This window comes from Vibrio scophthalmi LMG 19158 (assembly GCF_000222585.1).
Classification (GTDB): domain Bacteria; phylum Pseudomonadota; class Gammaproteobacteria; order Enterobacterales; family Vibrionaceae; genus Vibrio; species Vibrio scophthalmi.
In genome coordinates this window covers 39,834-60,306 of sequence record NZ_AFWE01000185.1, presented here as the reverse complement: position 1 = coordinate 60,306, position 20,473 = coordinate 39,834, and the positions used below count along the sequence as shown (strand labels likewise).

Annotated in this window: 17 protein-coding genes; 11 read left to right on the top strand and 6 right to left on the bottom strand. The window is 43.4% G+C overall.

What is annotated here, in order from left to right; all coding sequences use genetic code 11:
• Nucleotides 1-69 precede the first annotated feature (69 nt).
• The 4 genes from RH88_RS16080 to manA form a co-directional block, all read right to left on the bottom strand.
• Nucleotides 70-1,464 (bottom strand): helix-turn-helix transcriptional regulator, encoded by a 1,395-nt coding sequence (locus RH88_RS16080; protein ID WP_005597907.1) that lies wholly within the window; start codon nt 1,462-1,464, stop codon nt 70-72.
• Nucleotides 1,465-1,689: 225 nt separating this feature from the next.
• Nucleotides 1,690-3,087, bottom strand: coding sequence for a PTS fructose transporter subunit IIBC (locus RH88_RS16075; RefSeq protein ID WP_005597905.1), 1,398 nt, complete (start codon nt 3,085-3,087; stop codon nt 1,690-1,692).
• 12 nt (nt 3,088-3,099) lie between these two features.
• Complete coding sequence (locus tag RH88_RS16070) at nt 3,100-3,540, bottom strand: PTS sugar transporter subunit IIA (protein WP_005597903.1); 441 nt, start codon at nt 3,538-3,540, stop codon at nt 3,100-3,102.
• 263 nt (nt 3,541-3,803) lie between these two features.
• A complete protein-coding gene (manA, locus tag RH88_RS16065; RefSeq protein ID WP_005597902.1) occupies nt 3,804-5,006 on the bottom strand; it encodes a mannose-6-phosphate isomerase, class I in 1,203 nt (400 codons plus the stop codon).
• A 500-nt stretch (nt 5,007-5,506) separates the two neighbouring features.
• Here manA and RH88_RS16060 point away from each other — a divergent pair, with 500 nt between their 5' ends.
• The gene (locus RH88_RS16060; RefSeq protein WP_005597900.1) at nt 5,507-6,346 is read left to right on the top strand and encodes a helix-turn-helix transcriptional regulator; all 840 of its coding nucleotides are present in this window, start codon (nt 5,507-5,509) and stop codon (nt 6,344-6,346) included.
• Nucleotides 6,347-6,389: 43 nt separating this feature from the next.
• Here the strand turns inward: RH88_RS16060 and RH88_RS16055 are convergent, their stop codons facing one another.
• Both RH88_RS16055 and RH88_RS16050 read right to left on the bottom strand, forming a co-directional pair.
• On the bottom strand, nt 6,390-7,166 hold the full coding sequence (locus tag RH88_RS16055) for a PTS sugar transporter subunit IIA (protein ID WP_005597898.1): 777 nt from the start codon (nt 7,164-7,166) through the stop codon (nt 6,390-6,392).
• A 23-nt stretch (nt 7,167-7,189) separates the two neighbouring features.
• The gene (locus tag RH88_RS16050; protein WP_005597896.1) at nt 7,190-7,489 is read right to left on the bottom strand and encodes a PTS fructose transporter subunit IIB; all 300 of its coding nucleotides are present in this window, start codon (nt 7,487-7,489) and stop codon (nt 7,190-7,192) included.
• A gap of 228 nt (nt 7,490-7,717) precedes the next feature.
• Between RH88_RS16050 and RH88_RS16045 the strand changes: the two genes are divergently transcribed.
• The 10 genes from RH88_RS16045 to RH88_RS16000 all read left to right on the top strand — a co-directional run bounded on the left by RH88_RS16045 (nt 7,718) and on the right by RH88_RS16000 (nt 20,457).
• Nucleotides 7,718-9,583 (top strand): fructose-specific PTS transporter subunit EIIC, encoded by a 1,866-nt coding sequence (locus tag RH88_RS16045; protein ID WP_005597895.1) that lies wholly within the window; start codon nt 7,718-7,720, stop codon nt 9,581-9,583.
• A gap of 424 nt (nt 9,584-10,007) precedes the next feature.
• On the top strand, nt 10,008-10,829 hold the full coding sequence (locus RH88_RS16040) for a phosphate ABC transporter substrate-binding protein (RefSeq protein ID WP_005597893.1): 822 nt from the start codon (nt 10,008-10,010) through the stop codon (nt 10,827-10,829).
• 96 nt (nt 10,830-10,925) lie between these two features.
• Nucleotides 10,926-11,858 carry a phosphate ABC transporter permease subunit PstC gene (gene pstC, locus RH88_RS16035; protein ID WP_005597891.1) on the top strand — a complete coding sequence of 311 codons (933 nt, stop codon included), beginning with the start codon at nt 10,926-10,928 and terminating at the stop codon, nt 11,856-11,858.
• A gap of 15 nt (nt 11,859-11,873) precedes the next feature.
• Nucleotides 11,874-12,737: a phosphate ABC transporter permease PstA gene (gene pstA, locus RH88_RS16030; RefSeq protein WP_040758001.1), complete on the top strand. Its 864-nt coding sequence runs from the start codon at nt 11,874-11,876 to the stop codon at nt 12,735-12,737.
• Nucleotides 12,738-12,766: 29 nt separating this feature from the next.
• On the top strand, nt 12,767-13,516 hold the full coding sequence (gene pstB / locus RH88_RS16025; protein WP_005597887.1) for a phosphate ABC transporter ATP-binding protein PstB: 750 nt from the start codon (nt 12,767-12,769) through the stop codon (nt 13,514-13,516).
• Nucleotides 13,517-14,022: 506 nt separating this feature from the next.
• Nucleotides 14,023-15,423: an undecaprenyl-phosphate glucose phosphotransferase gene (locus RH88_RS16020; protein WP_005597886.1), complete on the top strand. Its 1,401-nt coding sequence runs from the start codon at nt 14,023-14,025 to the stop codon at nt 15,421-15,423.
• A gap of 26 nt (nt 15,424-15,449) precedes the next feature.
• A complete protein-coding gene (locus tag RH88_RS16015) occupies nt 15,450-16,034 on the top strand; it encodes a polysaccharide biosynthesis/export family protein (protein ID WP_005597885.1) in 585 nt (194 codons plus the stop codon).
• A gap of 45 nt (nt 16,035-16,079) precedes the next feature.
• Nucleotides 16,080-18,299: a GumC family protein gene (locus RH88_RS16010; protein ID WP_005597884.1), complete on the top strand. Its 2,220-nt coding sequence runs from the start codon at nt 16,080-16,082 to the stop codon at nt 18,297-18,299.
• 15 nt (nt 18,300-18,314) lie between these two features.
• On the top strand, nt 18,315-19,247 hold the full coding sequence (locus RH88_RS16005; RefSeq protein ID WP_005597883.1) for a glycosyltransferase family 2 protein: 933 nt from the start codon (nt 18,315-18,317) through the stop codon (nt 19,245-19,247).
• Nucleotides 19,248-19,290: 43 nt separating this feature from the next.
• Entirely contained in the window at nt 19,291-20,457 is a 1,167-nt protein-coding gene (locus tag RH88_RS16000; RefSeq protein ID WP_005597882.1) for a nucleotide sugar dehydrogenase, read from the top strand.
• Nucleotides 20,458-20,473: the final 16 nt, after the last annotated feature.

Genomic DNA, 20,473 nt, shown 5'->3' with positions numbered 1-20,473 from the left:
CGTGATGAGAAAAAGACCGTAGAGATACGGTCTTTTTTTATCTGATGCACTTGGCGTATTTAGGCGCGGTCACAGACGTTTATTGACGGATATCGGAGTAAGTAGTTCAAAGCTAATGATGTCATCATCACTTTCTGCCCCTTGCTCAACTTCATTGACTCGTAAAGCGTGAGAAACGTTTATATTTTCAATGATTTCAGGGCCAGCACGATATTGGTAATGTTCGTGTTGGAGTAAGCGCAGGTAGAAATTCTCAATTTCATTTTCTAATTGATGACTGTCATTACCGCGCCAACGAGTTCGAAGATAAAGGCCTTCGCAATGAATGGGGTCTGCTTTATCTATCATTAGATGCGGTTGCGCTGATGAGCAAATAAAGTACTGGTATTGGCTTGTTGAGTGGAGATCAGGCCGATTAAATATGACTTTCTCAACCGTATCGGTTGGGGGGAGCGATACGGTTAAGTTATTGATCAGCGTCGTTAGGCGACGAGTGCCCGCACGCTGTGGCTCTGCAATCCAATGTGATGACAGTGGCAAGTGACGTTCATCAAGCAACACTTCGTTCTTTTCGTCAAACAGTAACCAAGTACGATCTTCCTCGGCGTGCACTCGCAGTTCAACTGGGAATTTATGTTGCAATTGACCTGTTTGATAATCGTAAATCCAATAGGCCGGCAAGCCGGCAAAGTAGCATTGGTGCTCTTGATAGACTCGTTGATATAACTGGTTAAAAGCAATGGTAACGTAGTTTGGCTCAGGCAATGAAATACTGGCAAGTTGAGTTTGTGGTAAACGCAACTCAAATAGCGAAGCTGGAATGGTTTCGTGATCAGCAAAAGGAATCGCTATAGAAAGAGGATAGGTACTACTGACGTTTTGATTGTGTTCACGGAACTCCATGATTTGTGCGCGATGAAGCGGTAAGGTGTTGGAAAACGGCTCCTCCATTAAGCGCTGGTAAGCCTGATCTATGGTTTGAATAATGATGTCTATCTCTCTCGATGAGCTATTGATGGTGAAGGTATAGCAGCCCCAGCGCGTAGGTTCTTGCGACACTATCGTCAAGGGCAAACTCAGCACCGAGCTGAGAAGGTGGAGATGCTTGATATTGAGGCGTGGGAATGACATGCGTTCAGCCCAGATTTCTCGACCACGCAACTGGGAGGGTTGAGTACAGGTATATTGGCGAAATGCGCGAGCAAATGCCTCTTGCGATTCGAAGCCATATTCAACCGCGACATCAAGAACACGCTGGTCACTGTGAGCAAGTTGTTGCGCAGCTAAGCTGATTAATCGATGTTTTTGATACTGAGAGATAGAAAGTCCAGCGGTCGCCTTAAACTGATGCTGTAAGTAGGATCGACTGAAACCACACTGCTGAGCGATCTCTTGAATAGTAACCTTATTCGGCAGCTGTTCTTCAATGATATCGATAATGTTGAGTGTTAGGGACAAATTCATTGTGAATCGCCAATAAAATAACAACGAGGTTTAGCTTATGGGGGAGACTGGTAAAGCCAAAGTGTAAAGACAAAAAGTCGATAATGTTTGTGATGCACTTCGCGTGAAATGTTGGTGTTAATGCAATACCCATTAAATAAAAAATCCGACACTCTCGAGGAAAGTATCGGATTTGTTTAGTGCTTAGTGATCGTTAAATCACATCTTGTCTAATCGTTGCGTTCATTACGCTTGAATTAGAGTCGCAGCTTGTTTCATCGCTTCTTTTGTCGAACATTCAACAACTTTTGCGTTTGCAAAGCGATGAGCATCTTTCACTTGGATATCGTGAGCAAGGATAACCAGTTTCGCGTTGGCTACGTCTAGGTCAGTGATGCGGTTTTGAATGCCGTTTTGACCTTGTGTTTCTACTTTGATCTTGATACCTGCTGCTGCGCCTGCTTTTTCTAGCGCTTTTGCTGCCATGAAAGTGTGTGCAACACCTGATGGACAACAAGTTACTGCAACTACATCGTACTCGCCTTCACCTGCCACTGGAGCGACTGCCGCTGCTTGAACTGGTGCTGCTTCAACTTCTTCAGCTTGTTCTTCAGCGACTGGTTTCCAGAAGCCAACGATAAGTGCTGTTGTTAGAGAGCCGAGAGCGATACCCACGACGTACATTGGAATGTTGCTTGATACAGGCGCTGTAATTAGACCGCCCCACGGTGCGTGTAGCAGGATGTCAGTTAGGAAACCGAACACACAACCTACGATACCACCCGCAACGATTGAAGGAAGAACGCGCATTGGGTCGTTTGCTGCGAATGGGATAGCACCTTCAGAGATACCGATTGAACCCATGATTGCTGCTGCTTTACCTGCTTCTTGCTCTTCTTTAGAGAATTTCTTCTTGAATAGGAAAGTTGCAAGAGCCATACCTAGAGGAGGCGTACAGATTGCAATACCAACACCACCCATTAGCCATGGTTGAGTATCAACTTGAGTTTGAGCAAATAGCGTTGCCACTTTGTTGATTGGACCACCCATGTCGAACGCAGTCATACCACCTAGGATAGCACCTAGAACCACTTTCGATGCGCCAGCCATTGAAGCAAGGAACTCGTTCATTGAAGTCATGAACAGTTTGATTGGCTCACCAATGCCCCATAGAACGATACCTGCTGATACTAGAGTACCGATTAGTGGGTAGATAAAGTACGCACCAAGAGCAGTCATATTTGGAGAAAGAGGGATTTTCTTCAGTTGGTATACAACGCCACCTGCAAGGAAACCTGCCACGATACAACCTAGGAAACCGCCGCCCATGTCAGCCATGATGCCAGAAGAAATCATGGCTGGAGCCAGTGCTGGTTTATCAGCGATTGAGTAACCGATGAAACCACCTAGAATGATTGGGAATAGTACTAAGCCTTTAATACCGATATTTGAAATATCTGCCAAGATGCCAGTTGCAGGAACCGCACCTTTACCAGATGCCATTACCGCAAGAGCCAGTAGAACACCACCCGCAACGATAAAAGGTAACATGTGAGAGGTACCAAAAAGTAGGTGCCCTTTTAATGTGCTGAGTGTCTTTTTAAAATCAGTATTGCTGGTATTTTGAGCTGTTAGGGTACTCATAAATAATCCACCTTAAGAATTGATTAAAATATTCAGAATTTCGTTTTGATCTTTCGCGTTATTAATATCTTGGATAAATTCATCACTGAATTTTCCAAATAGTTCTTGTAGTACATAAATATGATGGTCTGCACCGTTATCAGGTGAGGCAATCATAAAAAATACGGTTGGTTTGATACCGTCTTCGTCACCATAGTCAATACCTTCGCGCTTTACACCAACAGCGATTGCAGGATCGATAACGGCCTTGCTTTTCGCATGTGGGTAAGCGATGCCTTCGGTTGAAGTGACGCTGACAGATTCACGAGTTTCAATATCTTGTAAAAATGATTCTTTATTGCTGATTCGATTTTCATCAAATAGCATTTGAGCCAATTCTTCGAACACTTCTTTTTTATTAGTTGCTTGAAGTTCGTGTTTAATTAATTTGACGTTTGTTAGTGTAGTAATCATGTTTAACTCGGGTGTTGAAGTAATGCGATAAAATTAATCCAAGCGAGTGTTTTGCGAAATAGCAAAAAAAAACCATCCACTGTAGATTTGTATCAAGCGGATTTAAGTGTGATAGAAGTCATTATTAAAACGGTGAGATATTTGGCAATGGGCCGCTTGAGAATTGAGAATTGAGAATTGAGAATTGAGAATGGAGAATTGAGAATTGAGAATGGAGAGAAAAAAGCCCCGCGAATGCGAGGCTAAAGAAACATGGTTGTCGACTAACTGTAAGCGCGAGCCACACGTCCTTCGCAATCAATCGTGTAGTTTTGAGCGTAAGCAGGAATGAAAACCGATTGACCTTTTTCAATCAAACAAGATTCCCCATTAGTGTGTGTTAGTACCATTGCACCATCCAAAGGTAGCAATATCTCGGCGCTATCCGTGTGGATCTGACGTTGCTGTGAATGGGACACAATGGCGAATTTGAAATCATCAACCGGGATTGGGTATTCCAACATCGCATCACGTTCAATAGGATTTAATAACAAGCTGTCGTGGGGTTTCTCGTCAAATTTTGTACATGAAACAAGTTCGTTAATGTCCATAAATTTAGGTGTAAGACCGGCACGCAGTACGTTGTCTGAGTTGGCCATAATTTCAAGGCCCGTGCCTTTAAGGTAAGCATGAGGTGTTTCCGCATCAAGGAACATGGCTTGGCCGGGCTGCAGAGTGATCACATTGAGCATCAATGGAGCAAACAAACCAATGTCACCTGGGTATTGGGTTTCGAGCTCTACAATCAGTTGATATAGCGGTTCTTCGGCATTTCCTGCTCGCACAAGAAGTGCGGTGATTGCTTGATCTTTTTGCTCTCCATCGACAGAGAGTAGATCTGAGAAAAACATCGATAATCCGCGTGCGGTTGGGTTTGCTTTCAATTGAGCTAACAGTGGCTCAATGGTCGGAATCGCAAGGCGAGTAAAGTTCTCAATGATCTCGTTCACGGATCGAAAGCCGTTCATTGCATGGTATTCTGTTAATGCATAGACCAATTCTGGCTTATGGTTCGTGTCTTTGTAATTTCGATTCCCAGCACTTTGCGGAATGCCGAGCTGTTCTTCAAGAGCAAATCCGCGTTCTGCTTGGCTCTTATTAGGATGAACCTGAATAGATAACGCTTTTTCTGCAGCGAGCACTTTAAATAAGTAGGGTAATTCACCAAAGCGTGTTGCCACCTTTTCACTCAAGAATGAATTGATATTCTGCGCAATAAGCGAAGACAGCTTAGTCGGCTCTCCATTTTGGTTGTGCACGGTTGAACAACCGTTAGGGTGTGCCCCCATCCAAATTTCAGCTTGTGGCTCACCGGTTTGGTTTGCCATGCCAAATAATTGATTGAATGATGATGAACTCCCCCAAGCGTAGTTTTGTATTACGTTGGTCATCGGAAAAAAAACAGGGTTTGGCGCAAGATCAGACATAGCAATCACCGTAAGGACGAGTGTGGACGTTAAGAGACTTATGGGTAGTGATGGTGGTCATCGACGTTGCATGGCTGCACCTTAAAGTGAGATGCAGATATAAAACGCGATCACTGAGCGACCATCTCTCCGTTATTTGATGTGTTTTGTTACCTAGCGGATATTTTGCTGGGAGAGGGAGGCGTGCTGTAGTGAAGAAAAAACTCATTTACTGGAAGATTGTATCGGGATGCTGGTTGTGTGATTTAGATCGAGTAACACCTAATAAGAAGAGTTTTTCTAGGATGTGGAGGTTAACTATTTGTTATTTATAGCTTCATTCTCTAGATGGCTATTTGTTGAATGATAATAATGAGAGAGAATGGCAAGCTGCAATATTGGTGCTTTTGCTGGATTTTTGTAACGTAAGTTCTGAACTGTGACTTTACTCAGTAGCACGAAATGAGCGGGCGATGTATATCTATCTCAAGAGCATTTTTGGTGTATGCAAAGAGTAAATAATGATTTTCCACGATTTGATTTCGTCAGTATTGGCTGAGCGCGAGCCTCTGCATAACATATGGTTTGCTGGTGATTTTCATACCCCACCTGAATTTAGTTACCAAGTGAATTTTCCACGCTTAGAGTTGGTACTTGATGGCGAATATGTCAACGAGATGGAAAGCCACGATCGCAAAGTGACTCATATCACCGCGAAAGCTGGAGATGCGATTTTTATTCCGCCAAACTGTTGGAATAAACCTGATTGGGACACTAACTGTTCTGTTCTGAGTATTTTGTTTGGTCGTCGCCAATTAGGGCTTAGCTTGGTAAGCAAGCGCAAGGGTGAGACAGGTTTTTATGATATCCAAAAGCACAGCATCCAGACGCGTTCAGGATTTGCGATTGATAATATTCTTGAAGCACTGAGTTCGCTGGCGCGTGAGAGCCATAAAAAACCAATGGATGAACTGTTACTGCAAGCATTACTGCAATACAGCAAAACTATGTTGGAGGCGCCTGTCGAGCAAACTCACAGTCGCGTACAAGATCTCTATCAAGGGATTTGTATTTATATCCAAGAAAACTTTCACCGCCCGATTACGCGCGACAGTATTGCAGAGCGCTTTAGTATCTCTTCAAACCATTTGTCCCGCTTATTTCGTCAACAAGGCCACATGACATTGGCGGACTACATTACTTGGGTGCGTGTCGACCGCGCTAAGTTCATGTTGAAGAAATATAATTTTAAGTTGAGTGATGTTTCGGTACGTTGTGGATTTAAAGATGTGAACTATTTTTGCCGAGTCTTTAAAACGCGAACTGGCCGCACGCCAACGGAATATCGTGGTTCAGCTTAATTAAACATTGGGTTGATAATTGAAACTGAAATCGGCGCTTAAATTATGCGATTAGGCGCGACATTGAATACATCAATAGGGCTTGTAGGTCGACACTGCTTCTGGTTGATAACAGTCGTTCGGCCATTTGCCCGCTCAGCAGGTTACGGGTGAGGTTGGTGGCGGAAACGATTTGATCACGAGTGGGTTTGGCAGGAATTACCAGTGCTATTGCGATATGTACATCGCCCATCTTTGATGCCCAGTCTATTGCCTTATCATTCACTATAACGGCGATAGAAACGTGTTCAACACCACTAAACATAACATGTGGTAAAGCGATGCCGGGGGTGACGCACGTTGAGGAACGCTCTTCACGTTTGATGAAAGCCAGAATGAGCTCATCGGGGTTTTCTGGATGAATTAACTGGGCAAGCCCTTTTAAACATTCAAACTTTGTCAGCTCAGTGCGCGCTTTGGCATAGTGCCAATGAATTTCGCTTGGCGGGCAGATTTGCGGCAAGCGCTGAGCCAATTGACTGGAAAACTCATAATTGATCTGTGAACCCACCAGGGTGAAGTGATCAGCAATGATGTCTTTGATGACAAAACATGCCAGTTCCGCGTCAATACCGATCGCGGTAATTTGGCATAAATCGCCTTTCAAGAGCCCTGCTTGTAACATCGCCATTGACTGCGTCAACTTGGCGCAACGGTCTTGGGTGATGTTGAGGATATGCAGGGAGCTTTTGAATTTTTTAGCAATGCGATGCAGCGGCGAAGCGACATGAGCACTGGCGTTAGCATCATCAACTAGAAAGGTAATTTGGTATTCGTTCATCCGCAGTAGGCGCTTTTATTTGTCTATCGGCAATGAACAAGAAAGACTTTGTCGACGTTCAACAATACGTCTTCAATCGGGATTTTCACGATGTTCATACCTTCAAATCGGCCTGCTTGTTCAATCTCAATATCAGAGACGATCAGCACGCGATCTGCATGGGTAATATCAACAGGGGTTAATGGGTTTTCAATGCCCATCGCGCCTTGGGTTTCAACTTTAATTTGGACGTTAAATTTAGATGCCGCTTTTACTAAAGCGTCTGCGGCCATATAAGTATGTGCAATGCCTGTAGGGCAAGCTGTCACAGCAACAATTTTCATCATGAATCTCGACTCTATTTTTGCTGGATACTAGCATATCAAAGCGATAAAAGATCGATTTAAACCACTGATAGATAAGAGCCTCATCACAGTTTGAAATGAGTGTTACATTTTTCTAGTTAATGCTAGATTCCTCCTGTATCTCACCGAGACAAGTGTGGCTAATCTATGCACAAACCAGAACACTCCTCGGTCTTCTTAGCTATAGGTCATTTGGGTAAAACAGTAATGGATATCACCAATCTCATAGAGCCAGAGACGATTAGTTTAGAGTTAAAAGCTCAAACAAAAGAAGAAGTATTGCTGGAGCTTGTCGAGTTGTTAGAAACGGCAGGCAAATTGGACAATAAAAATGAATTTTTAGCGGATATATGGAAGCGAGAGAAGATAGGTAATACCGGTTTTGAGCAAGGTATTGCGATTCCTCATGCCAAAAGTTATGCGGTTTCGACTCCAGCGGTTGCTGTTGGCATTAGCCGCAGCGGTATTGATTATGGTGCGGAAGATGGTGAGCTATCGGACGTATTCTTCATGCTGGCTTCACCAGATGGTGATGATCACCACCATATTGAAGTCTTGGCGCAATTGTCATCGAAACTGATTGAAGATGGCTTTGTAGACTCGCTTAAAAAGGTAGAGACAGTCGAACAAGCGCTGGTTTTACTTACCGATGTCGAAACTGAGCAAAGTCCCGCCCATTATCAAGATCGAGTCGATCTATCTTCGGTTTACCCAAGCCCATTAAAACAGAGCTTGGCGCGAGCGAAAGAGCACTTGCTATTTGGCACTTCCCACATGATCCCTTTTATTGTGGCTGGTGGGGTATTACTGTCGCTATCGGTCATGATTTCCGGCCATGGTGGCGTGCCAACCAACGGCATCCTCGCTGACATCGCGCAAATGGGCATTGCGGGATTAACTCTTTTTACGGCAGTGCTTGGCGGTTACATTGCTTACTCTATCGCCGATAAGCCAGGTCTTGCGCCGGGGATGATTGGGTCATGGATAGCTGTTACCCATTACAACACAGGCTTTCTTGGTGCAATTGTGGTGGGATTCTTTGCTGGTTTTGTGGTTCATCTGCTTAAAAAAATTCAGTTGCCAAGCAGTATGACCTCGCTAGGTTCGATCTTTATCTATCCGTTGGTCGGTACTTTTGTCACTTGCGGTGCAGTGATGTGGCTGATTGGTGCTCCAATCGCCAATGCGATGGAGTGGCTTAACAATTGGCTGGCGGGCCTTGCAGGGTCAGGAAAAATTATCTTAGGTACGGTCCTCGGCGCGATGACGGCGTTCGATATGGGCGGTCCAATTAACAAGGTTGCGACACTATTCGCGCAGAGCCAAGTGAATACCCAACCATGGTTGATGGGTGGGGTTGGTATTGCGATTTGTACGCCGCCGCTCGGTATGGCATTAGCAACGCTATTTTCACCGAAGAAGTTCAAGCGTGAAGAGCGTGAGGCAGGTAAAGCTGCGGGCATCATGGGCATGATTGGAATCAGTGAAGGCGCGATTCCTTTTGCCGCCGCAGACCCAGCTCGAGTCATCCCAGCCATCGTTGCTGGTGGCATTGTCGGGAATGTGACTGGCTTTATGTTCCATGTCATCAACCATGCGCCATGGGGCGGTTGGATAGTTCTACCCGTGGTGGATGGTAAGTTGGGCTACATAATCGGCACTCTTGTTGGGGCAATGACGACGGCAGCTATTGTCATCTTATTGAAAAAGACCGTTAACGAAGATGAGCATTCATCGGATGCATTGCACTTTGGCGCGGTGGAAGGTGAAGGTGAGGCCGAAGTATTGGCAGTCACATCTTGCCCTTCAGGCGTGGCGCATACTTTCTTGGCGGCAAAATCATTGGAAAAAGCCGCGCAGGCATTGGGTGTGAAAATCAAAGTCGAGACGCAAGGCGCCAATGGGATTAACAATCGTATTACGGCGAAAGATGTTGAAAAAGCGCGATTTGTTATTTTTGCTCACGATGTGGCGATCAAAGATCCTGAACGATTTAATAATATAAAAATAATTGATGTCTGCACCAAAGATGCCATGTTAAGTGCGGCGGCACTACTTAAATCGAAAGCATAGAATGGCGTAATTCTTAGTGCAGTTATTTATCCAGTTCCCCCCTAAGCTGACTAGTCTTTCCCCCTAGACTAGTTTGCTCCTGTAATCCAACGTTGTTGGGCTAAAAGCCAGTCAGTATCTTGACTGGCTTTTTTCTATTTAACAGCTTCAGTCATTCATTAATGGCTCAAATTAATTTAATTATGACACCGCAACATTGGTGTTTTTATGTGCAAAACTATCTTGTTCTTCCCTTTTTATTTTCCTATAAAGTATTAAATATCAATGCATTAACGTTAATTGCATGGGGTAGAATGTTTAGAATAATAAAAATTAAAATGTCATGCAGCCTTCAATAAAGTGAAACACAACTGTCATATTTCCTCCCTAAAGTGGGCATCGTTGAATAAACACAACGGCAATAAAGCCATTAAAGGAACTTGTGATGAAAAAGACAGTTATCGGAGCGATTGCTCTACTAAGCACACTAGCAGTGACTCCAGCTTCAGCGAAAGAAACTATCTCTGCGGTAGGTTCTAGTAGCGTAACTCCGCTGATGGAAGTTTTCTCTGAAACATACATGAAAGACAATGCGAACGTATTTATCGAAGTACAAGGACCTGGTTCTTCGGCGGGCGTAAAAGCGGCAAAAAATGGCAGCGCTGACCTAGGCATGTCATCACGCAACCTAAAAGATTCAGAAAAAGAAGCAACATTGATTGAAGAAGTGGTTGCTCGAGATGGTATCGCGGTTGTGGTTAACCCTAACAACAAACTTGAAGGCCTAACCGCTGAGCAAGTAACCGCAATCTACAAAGGCGAAATTACCAACTGGAAAGATGTTGGCGGCGCTGACAAGCCAATCGTAGCGATTACTCGCGATACGGCTTCAGGCACTCGTGGTGCATTTGAAGACATCATGAAGCTGAAAAAGAAAGTATCGGGTATGAAAGTATCGGCTATTTCTCAACGTGCTCAAGTGGCGAACGGTAACGGTGCACTGAAAACCATGGTTGCTTCTAACCCATACGCAATTGGTTACATCTCACTAGGTACTGTCGATGGTTCAGTGAATGCGCTAGACATCAACGGCACACCAGCCTCTGTTGCAAATGTGAAGAATGGCACTTACCAAGTTGCTCGTCCTTTCCTAGTACTTTACCAAGAAGGCAAGCCTTCAGCTGAAACACAAAAATTCCTAGACTGGATGTTAACAACAGACGCACAAGCACTTGTTGAGCAAAAAGGCTACATCTCAGTTAACTAATACCCTGAAACATCAATTAATTGCTCAGCCTACTTTTGGGCTGAGCCTTTTGTTACACGACTGCCCAGATAGTTTGGGCAAGTACGGTGATTTTATATGTCCATCGCAACAAATAGTGAAAAGCTTATGAACACTGAAGCGACTCAAATTTCAAAGCCTGGTTTACGAGCGAAAAAGCGCGTTGACTGGAAAGAGCGCATCTTTCATGGCTTGTTTCTCACCAGTGCCGTTATTGGTATTGTCTCTCTAGCCGTTATTGCTTACTTCATCGTGCGTGAATCGCTACCCGCTTTTCAAGAAGTAGGTGTGAGTGGCATCGTTCTTGGTCAAGATTGGTTACCACCTGCGCTTTACGGTGTAGCAACCATGATTGTGGCATCGGTTGTATCAACATTTGGTGCTGTTGTCGTTGGTGTGCCTGTTGGCGTGTTAACCGCCGTTTTTATTGCAGAAATCGCCCCAAAGCGTTTAGCTGACGTGATCCGTCCGGCGGTGGAACTGTTAGCAGGTATTCCTTCGGTTGTGTACGGTTTCTTTGGTTTGGTGATTATTGTTCCGCTCATTCAAAATGTGTTTGATGTTCCTGCGGGTAATACGATTCTTGCCGGTATCATTGTACTTGGCGTGATGATTCTACCTACCGTGATCACGGTTTCTGAAACTTCAATCCGTGCCGTGCCACGAGCGTATAAAGAAGGTTCTCTTGCTCTGGGTGCGTCAAAGATTTATACCATCTTCAAGTTACTCGTTCCGGCGGCACGTTCGGGCATTATGACCGGTGTCATTTTGGGTATTGGCCGTGCTTTGGGCGAAACGATGGCGATTATTATGGTGATGGGTAATGCTCCTGCTATGCCTGAAGGCATTCTGGATGCAGCCAGAACGCTAACGGCGAATATCGCCATTGAGATGTCGTATGCAAGCGGCGTTCACGCAAGCGCACTTTACGCAACAGGTGTTGTTCTGTTGGCATTTATTATGATGCTCAATGCAGTGCTGCTTTATCTTAATCGTCAGAAGACCAAATAGAGACGGGTAATGATTATGGATTACGCAAAACTAAAACGCTCGCGTCAGTTTAAAGATAACATGCTTAGTGCTTTCGTATGGGCTGCAGCGGCGCTAACGGTTGGCTTCTTGTTCTGGATTATTTGGTACATATTGTCGAACGGCCTTCAGCACGTAGATTGGAATTTCATTACTGACGACTATACACGTACGGGTGATGAACACGGCATTTTCCCAATGATTGTGTCGACACTGTATATGGTTATTGCATCGATTGCCGTTGCTGCGCCATTGGGTATTATGACGGCCATCTACCTAACAGAATATGCCAAAGTGGGTAGTCGATTAGTGAAAGTGATCCGCTTCTGTACAGAGTCACTCGCGGGTATTCCTTCGATTATCTTTGGCTTGTTTGGTATGACATTCTTTGTTGCCATTCTTGGATTGGGCTTTTCGATTCTGTCAGGTGCGCTTACGCTAAGTATTCTTATACTACCTGTCATAATTCGTACCACTGAAGAAGCACTAATGTCCGTACCTCAAACATACCGTGAAGGTTCTTATGCTCTAGGATCTTCACGAATTTACACCATCTGGCGTTTGATCTTACCAAGTGCGATGCCAGGTATCTTAACTTCGATCATTCTAAGTACTGGTCGTGTCATTGGCGAGTCAGCTCCGGTGTTTTTAACGGCAGGCATGGTAGCGCGTATTCCAGATTCTTTATTAGATTCAGGACGCACGCTAACCGTACACCTTTACAAACTGACCACTGAACTCTTCACCATTGAAGAGTGGAACCAAGCATACGGAACCGCCACCGTACTGATTGTTGTTGTCCTGCTGATCAATATGGTCACTAAGTTAATTGCTAAACGCTTTAATACAGCAACTTACTGATTCGAATTTAAGATTTAAGAGAAATAGTTATGAACAAATTTAACATTGAAAACCTAGACTTATTTTACGGTGAGAGCCAAGCATTAAAATCAATTAACCTGCCGATCCCGACTCGCCAAGTGACCGCTCTTATTGGCCCTTCAGGTTGTGGTAAATCGACGTTATTACGTTGCTTGAATCGCATGAATGATCTGATTGAAGGCGTAAAAATCACAGGCAAACTGACCATGGATAATGAAGATATCTATGGCAATATCGATGTGGCAGACCTGCGAATTAAAGTTGGAATGGTATTCCAAAAGCCAAACCCATTTCCAATGAGCATTTATGAAAACGTAGCTTATGGCTTGCGTGCTCAAGGTATTAAAGACAAAAAGCACCTTGATGAGGTGGTAGAGCGTTCACTGCGTGGTGCTGCATTGTGGGATGAGGTTAAAGACCGCCTTAAATCACATGCATTTGGCTTGTCTGGTGGCCAACAACAGCGTCTTTGCATTGCACGTACCATCGCAATGGAGCCTGATGTTATTTTAATGGACGAACCAACATCAGCATTAGACCCGATTGCGACACACAAAATCGAAGAGTTGATGGAAGAGCTGAAGAAAAACTATACGATCGTCATTGTGACTCACTCAATGCAGCAAGCACGACGCATTTCTGATCGCACCGCATTTTTCTTAATGGGAGAGTTGGTTGAGCACGATGAAACCAATGTAATTTTTAGTACACCACGTGATGACCGTACACAAGGTTATGTCAATGGTGACTTCGGTTAAACCGTATTACTGGTACATACTATAACTATAAGCGATGGTAACTATTGCCCCTCATAATGAGGGGTTTTTTTATGTCTGAAAAATGGAAAATAGAGGCATCAAATGTGGCCATGAAGTTATTTGTATAAAAGGCGACCATTCTGTAAATTCCTTCCCCGTTACATCTGTGATTAATTTAGATTTCTAATGATAAAGTTGTAGCTTGCTTTATTTTTCATCACTTCAAATTGCTATAAAGCCATGCTTTATTTGTGGTTAATGGGTGGTTGAATAATACAAAATAAATAAATTTATCCTATTTTAGTGTTTTTTAAATGCCGTTCTCATTTATTGGAAATTTTGCAATCTCAAAGTCTGGAACAAGTTGAATGGAGAATAATTATAGTTTGTTTTTGTCGCAAATAAATACAGACTATGTGCTTGTTGAGATGATGTTAACTGCTCATTTAGAATGAGCTTCGTTATTTCGCTATTGAAAGGAATAGGTCTAGGGCAGGGAATAGAGCATGAGAGAAATAGGTATTATAAAGCAGCATGGTGACGAGCACGTAGTCGCTTACCGTGTGTTAGATATCGCGATTATTATCGCTACTATTTTAATGACCGCCAATATTTATGCTGACAGTTGGAATATTTATTATCTTTTAGCAACCAGTGTTGCGGTGGTTTCTTTTAGTGTCATGGCCGAGCTACTTGGTGTTTATAATCCTTCATATACATCGTCTCTGCGTCAAACTTTACCACCTATTTTGCTCTCCTGGTTTTGTGCTATTGGTTTGTTACTTGTACTCGCTTTTGGTTTTAAAATTACTGACTCGTTTTCTCGCATTGCGATGACGGTTTGGTTTGTTGGCACACCGGTACTATTGACCAGTTACCGTTTAGTCAGCAGTAAGGTTCGAACTTCAGCGAAGTCGGATTCTTATGAGAAAAAAAGCATCATCATTGGCGCAACACCAGCGGGTCTAGCGTTGGCGAAGGAGATCCAATCAAGTCGCCATCACGGCCTTAACCTCGTCGGCATTTTTGATGACCGCAGCCTCGATCGTCTTGCTGATGAGAACCTTGATGTGCAACTCCGAGGCTCAATTAATGATGCTTTGCAAATGGCGAAAGAGCGTGACTTCCGCCATGTTTACGTTGCCTTGCCAATGAAAGCCTCTAATCGAATTAAAGAAGTGATCAATTACTTCGCCGATAGCACCGCTCGTGTTTATATCGTGCCAGATTTTTTCACTTATGATCTTATTCAATCACGTTGGCGCAATGTGGGTAATATTCCCACGTTAAGTATCCATGATACGCCATTTTATGGTATGTCGACTTTTGTAAAACGTTTAGAAGATATCGTCGTTTCAGCGCTTATTCTTTTACTTATTAGCCCTGTTCTATTAGCAGTTGCTATCGGTGTGAAGTTGTCTTCTCCAGGTCCAATTATATTTAAGCAACATCGTTATGGTATTGATGGTAAGCAGATCAAAGTGTGGAAATTCCGCTCAATGCGTTCTATGGATAATGGCCAAGTAGTAAAACAAGCTACAAAAGGTGACCCACGAATTACCAAATTTGGCGCGTTTATTCGTAAAACCTCCTTGGATGAATTACCACAATTCATCAACGTACTCCAAGGCCGCATGTCAATTGTTGGTCCTCGTCCTCATGCTGTATCGCACAACGAAGAATATCGCCAAATTGTTGACCGCTATATGTTACGCCATAAAGTCAAACCTGGCATTACTGGCTGGGCACAGATTAATGGCTATCGTGGTGAAACAGATACTATTGATAAGATGGAAAAGCGTGTCGAATATGATTTGACCTACATTCGCGAATGGTCACTTTGGCTCGATATTAAGATAATTTTCTTAACCATATTTAAAGGTTTTGTAGGTAAAACCGCATATTAATTTAACCAATAAAATTAGGTGTGAAAGTGATTAACAAGCTGTTTAAAATCCTTGTGCTGAGTTGTATTTCTATTGGTTCGGTCAATGCAAATACCACAGATCTGTACCAACTTGCGGCTGGTGACGTCATCAGTATTAAAGTCTACGGTGAAGAGAATCTCACCATTGATGAGCAAAAAATCGATAACCGTGAAGTGATCGATTATCCCTATTTGGGGGTGATTAAACTCGGTGGTAAGACATTAGAGCAAGTTCAAAGTGAAATTACTCAAGGTCTGCAAGGTGATTATTTAGTTAATCCAAAAGTGAACGTTGCTATTGTCCAATATCGTAATGTTTACATTAATGGCCTCGTTAATAAACCGGGTGGCTATGAATACGAGCCGGGACTCACAGTACAAAAGGCGATTTCATTAGCGGGTGGCGTGATGAGTAAGTATCGACGTAGTGCGCGAGCTTACCGTACTAAGTCGACAGAATCTGATCAGTACGCGCATCTTAGTGCAGAGCAATTGGCTATCGAGTTTGATAAAAATACAGAAACTGAAGCTGAATTATACCAAGTCATTTACCCTGGTGACACGATTCATGTCGTTGCTTCATTTTGGTAATAACCATCACCAGCCAACTCAATTTGACGAATTATTAGGGAAAGTATGAAGTTACTAAGCGATGAGAAAACCTCGATTGAAGGGGAGTCGGTGGATTTTGGTAAGTACATCGTATTACTGAAACGCAGTTGGTTAAAAATAACACTGTTTACCACTCTTGTTACAGTACTTGCGGCGTTATTTGCGTTATCAATTGCTCCGACTTATCAAGCAACGGCGACACTATTGATTGAATCAAACACCAGCAAAGCGGTGTCTATTGAAGAAGTGGTGGGCATTGATTCAACTCAGCAAGAGTACTATTTAACTCAGTTTGAAATTCTAAAATCGCGCCGCATCGCCGAGCGTGTTATTGCTCAATTGAATTTGGAGCAAAACAAAGAGTTCAATCCCTATATTGAACCTAAGCAGTCCTTTAAATCTCTTGTGAAAGAGAAAATTCTGGCGTTACCGATGTTCAAGTCAGAAGAGGCGAAAGTGGAGCCTACCGCAGAAGAACTGGCGACTAAGGTACGTTATGCGGTGTTAGCGAACTTTCAATCGAGATTGTATATCTCGCCTATTCGTAAAACACAGCTAGTGCGTATTACTTTTGAATCTGTAGACCCACAACTTGCGGCAGATGTGGCGAATGCCGTGGGTGAGGCCTACATTCTCGAAGGACTTGATGCCCGATTAGATGCAACTGAACATGCATCGTCTTGGATTTCTGGTCGAATGGCGCAACTACAAGAACAATTGAAGCGCTCTGAAAATGCTCTAATCGAATTTCTGGCGCAGGAAAAACTGGTTGATGACGATGATAGCGGTATTGATGTTCAAGCGAGCGCAGTAATTAATGATCTTATCTTACGCTTAAGCGAAGTCACTGACCGTCGAATTCAACTGGAATCTGCTTATAGTACATTGAGCAGTGGCGGTTCATTGGCCATCACGGATGTCTCTTCAGTACCTGAAATATCTAAACACCCTCAGGTAATTAATTTGCGTGGTTTGTTGTCTAACGCCAAACATGAGCAAACAGAATTCTCGAAAACTTATGGCCCTAAGCATGAAAAGATGATCGCTGTTAGTGCTAAGCGCGCCAACCTTGAAGAGCAGTTGAATCAATTGATCCGTCAATTGGTCGGTGGGATTGGTAAAGAGCTCCAAGCCGTGCGATCTCAAGAGCGTTTGATTTCACGCGAGTTGGATAAGCGTAAACAAGAATTCCAAAGTTTGACGGTGAAAAAACGTCAATATGAAGCGTTACTGCGTGAAGAAGAGACTAACCGAAATATTTTAAATATCTTCTTAAATCGTCAAAAAGAGACCACTGCAACCAGCGATTTTGATTCACGAAATGCCCGCTTTACTGATGAGGCACTGGTACCGCAGTTCCCGGCTAAACCGAACAAGAAATTGATCGTCGGTCTTGCGATGATCGCAGCGCTGCTTCTGTCGATTTCGGTTGTATTGTTGTTGGATGCCTTTAATAACACCATTACGTCAATTAAACATTGTGAAGACCGACTCGGCATCATTCCGTTAGGCGGCATACCTAGGCTCAACAAATTTAAGAAGCGAGCGCTGGGTAGTGATGTGTTCTTTAGCGAAAAGTTCATGACATTTAACGAGTCGATCCGTTCGGCTAGGACTGCGCTAGCACTGGCTAATAAAGACAATAAGTTTATTACGATATCTTCCTCGTTACCGAATGAAGGGAAAACAACGTGCTCAATCAATCTAGCGCTCGCATTTTCAAAAGTTGAGAACACTCTTCTTATCGATTGTGATTTAAGAAAGTCAGCGGTTGCGGAGCGTTTTGGACATAAACGTTATAAGCCTGGTTTAACCAATCATCTTTTGATGAACGCGAGCTTAGATGAGTGTCTGTTTGTTGATGAGCGCTCGGGACTAACGGTACTGCCAGCGGGTATGCCAACTCAGAATCCACAAGAGCTGCTAAGTTCAGAACGCTTCTCACAGCTTTTACATCAACTTGCCGAGCGTTTTGACAAGGTCATTATCGACACACCACCAGCTCTAGTGGTCAGCGATAGCATGATCGTAAGTAAAATCACTGGCAAGGTTGTGGTGGTGCTAAGAGCGTCTAGTACACGTGTCGTCACTTTACGTAACACAATATCCAGATTTATGTCTCATGACGTGCAGTTTGAAGGTTTGCTGCTAAACCAAATTAGTGAAGGGAAAGGTAAGCAAGATTATGTTTACGGTGACTATATTCACCATTTGGACAAAGTTCCTCAAGCGCAGCAATCATAAGTGGGAAACCTAAAAATGGATTTTATGTATAGCATCGTTGTGCCGCACTACAACAGCGAGCAAGGCTTGAAACGGTTATTAGACTCGATTCCTACTAGACCGGATATTCAAATCATCGTTGTTGACGATAACAGCAGTGAAGCGCTGGATAGTCAGCGTCTAGCTGAGCAGTATAAGGGGCATCACCTAGAGTTTCTAACTAACAATACGGGTATAAAAGGAGCGGGTTCTGCTCGTAACGTAGGAATAAAACAGCTACGTAGTCGATATACCTTATTTGCGGATGCAGATGACTTGTTTTGTTCAGGGACTTTTGAACTACTCGATACGGTTTTGCATGGTGATGATATTAGTTATTTTTCTCCGACTAGCCGTTGTGATGTCACAGGTGAGCTATCGGATCGTCATCATATTTATGCCAATTTGGTACGTGCTTTTCTAGAGTCGGGTGATGAGGATATTCGTTATCACTTTTCGGTTCCATGGAGCAAAGTCTTTCGTACCGAGTTTATCCAAGAGAATGGGCTCTACTTTGACCAAGTCATTGCTTCCAATGATGTGATGTTCTCGCTGGTTTCCGGACGAAAAGCGGCTTCTATTTCGGTTCATCCCCAGGAGATTTATTGCGTGACGCGCGGTAAAGGCACCCTGACAGTGAATTTTAAACCTGCGGTGGTGCGTTCTCGTTATGAGGTGGAATTAAACAGAATCGATTACATTGCCTCCTTTGCTTTACCAACTGACAGTACCTCACTTTACAAGATGGTGAAGAACTTCCGTAAGGTGATGTCACTACGAGACTTTATGCAGGTAGTGGGTTTGGTTTTTCAAGGAAAAATTTCGGTTGTACCTAAGCGCACATACTACTACCTCAAAAAACCAATGGCATTGTTCGAGCGCTTTATCAAAAGAAAGCAATCTCTGAGCAGTCAAAAATATCAAGCGTAGTAATTCGTTACTGCCTAAAATTGAACAAAATTACGGAAGATTTATGAAGATTACAGTTGTTGGTACCGGTTATGTTGGATTATCGAATGCAGTGCTTCTGGCGCAGAATCATCAAGTGGTCGCATTGGATATTGATGAAGGAAAAGTCGCCAAAATCAATCAGCGTATTTCGCCTATTTCAGACACTGAAATTGAGTTGTTTTTGGCAGAAAAAACGCTGGATTTAACCGCAACCATCGATAAAGAACTCGCGTACAAAGAGACTGATTTCATCATCGTGGCTACGCCAACAAATTATGATGCAGAAACGAATTTTTTTGATACCAGTTCAGTCGAGTCGGTGATCAAAGAAGTCAAACAGTATGCACCACAGGGTGTGGTGGTGATCAAATCAACAATCCCTGTGGGCTTTACTGAACGAGTGAAGCAAGAGCTTGATTTTGAAAATATCTTGTTCTCGCCTGAATTTTTACGTGAAGGCAAAGCGCTACATGACAACCTTTACCCTTCGCGCATTATTGTGGGTGAAACCTCGCCTCGTGCTGAAACGTTTGCTGGGTTATTGCTTGAAGGTGCAGTGAAAACAGATATTCCAGTTCTATTCACCAATTCGACAGAAGCTGAGGCTGTTAAGCTGTTCTCTAATACTTATCTGGCGATGCGTGTGGCGTATTTTAATGAGCTGGATTCTTACGCAGAAAGTCATGGCTTAGATTCACGTCAGATCATCGAAGGTGTCGGTTTGGATCCGCGTATTGGCTCTCATTATAACAATCCTTCGTTTGGCTATGGCGGCTACTGTTTACCAAAAGATACCAAACAGTTATTGGCTAACTATCAAGATGTGCCAAACAATATTATTCAAGCAATTGTTGAGGCAAATACCACCCGCAAAGATTTCATTGCTCGTTCGATCGTCAACAAACAACCTAAAGTAGTGGGTATTTACCGTCTGATTATGAAGTCTGGTTCAGACAACTTTAGAGCTTCTAGTATCCAGGGCATTATGAAACGCATCAAGGCGAAAGGGATTGAAGTCATCGTATATGAACCACTGTTAGAAGAACCGACATTCTTTAACTCAGAAGTAGTGAATGACTTTGCTTCGTTCAAACAGATCAGCGATGTGATTGTGAGTAACCGCATGATGGAAGAACTAGCGGATGTCGCGGATAAGGTTTACACCCGCGACCTTTTTGGTAGCGACTAAGGACAAGGTTAAATAC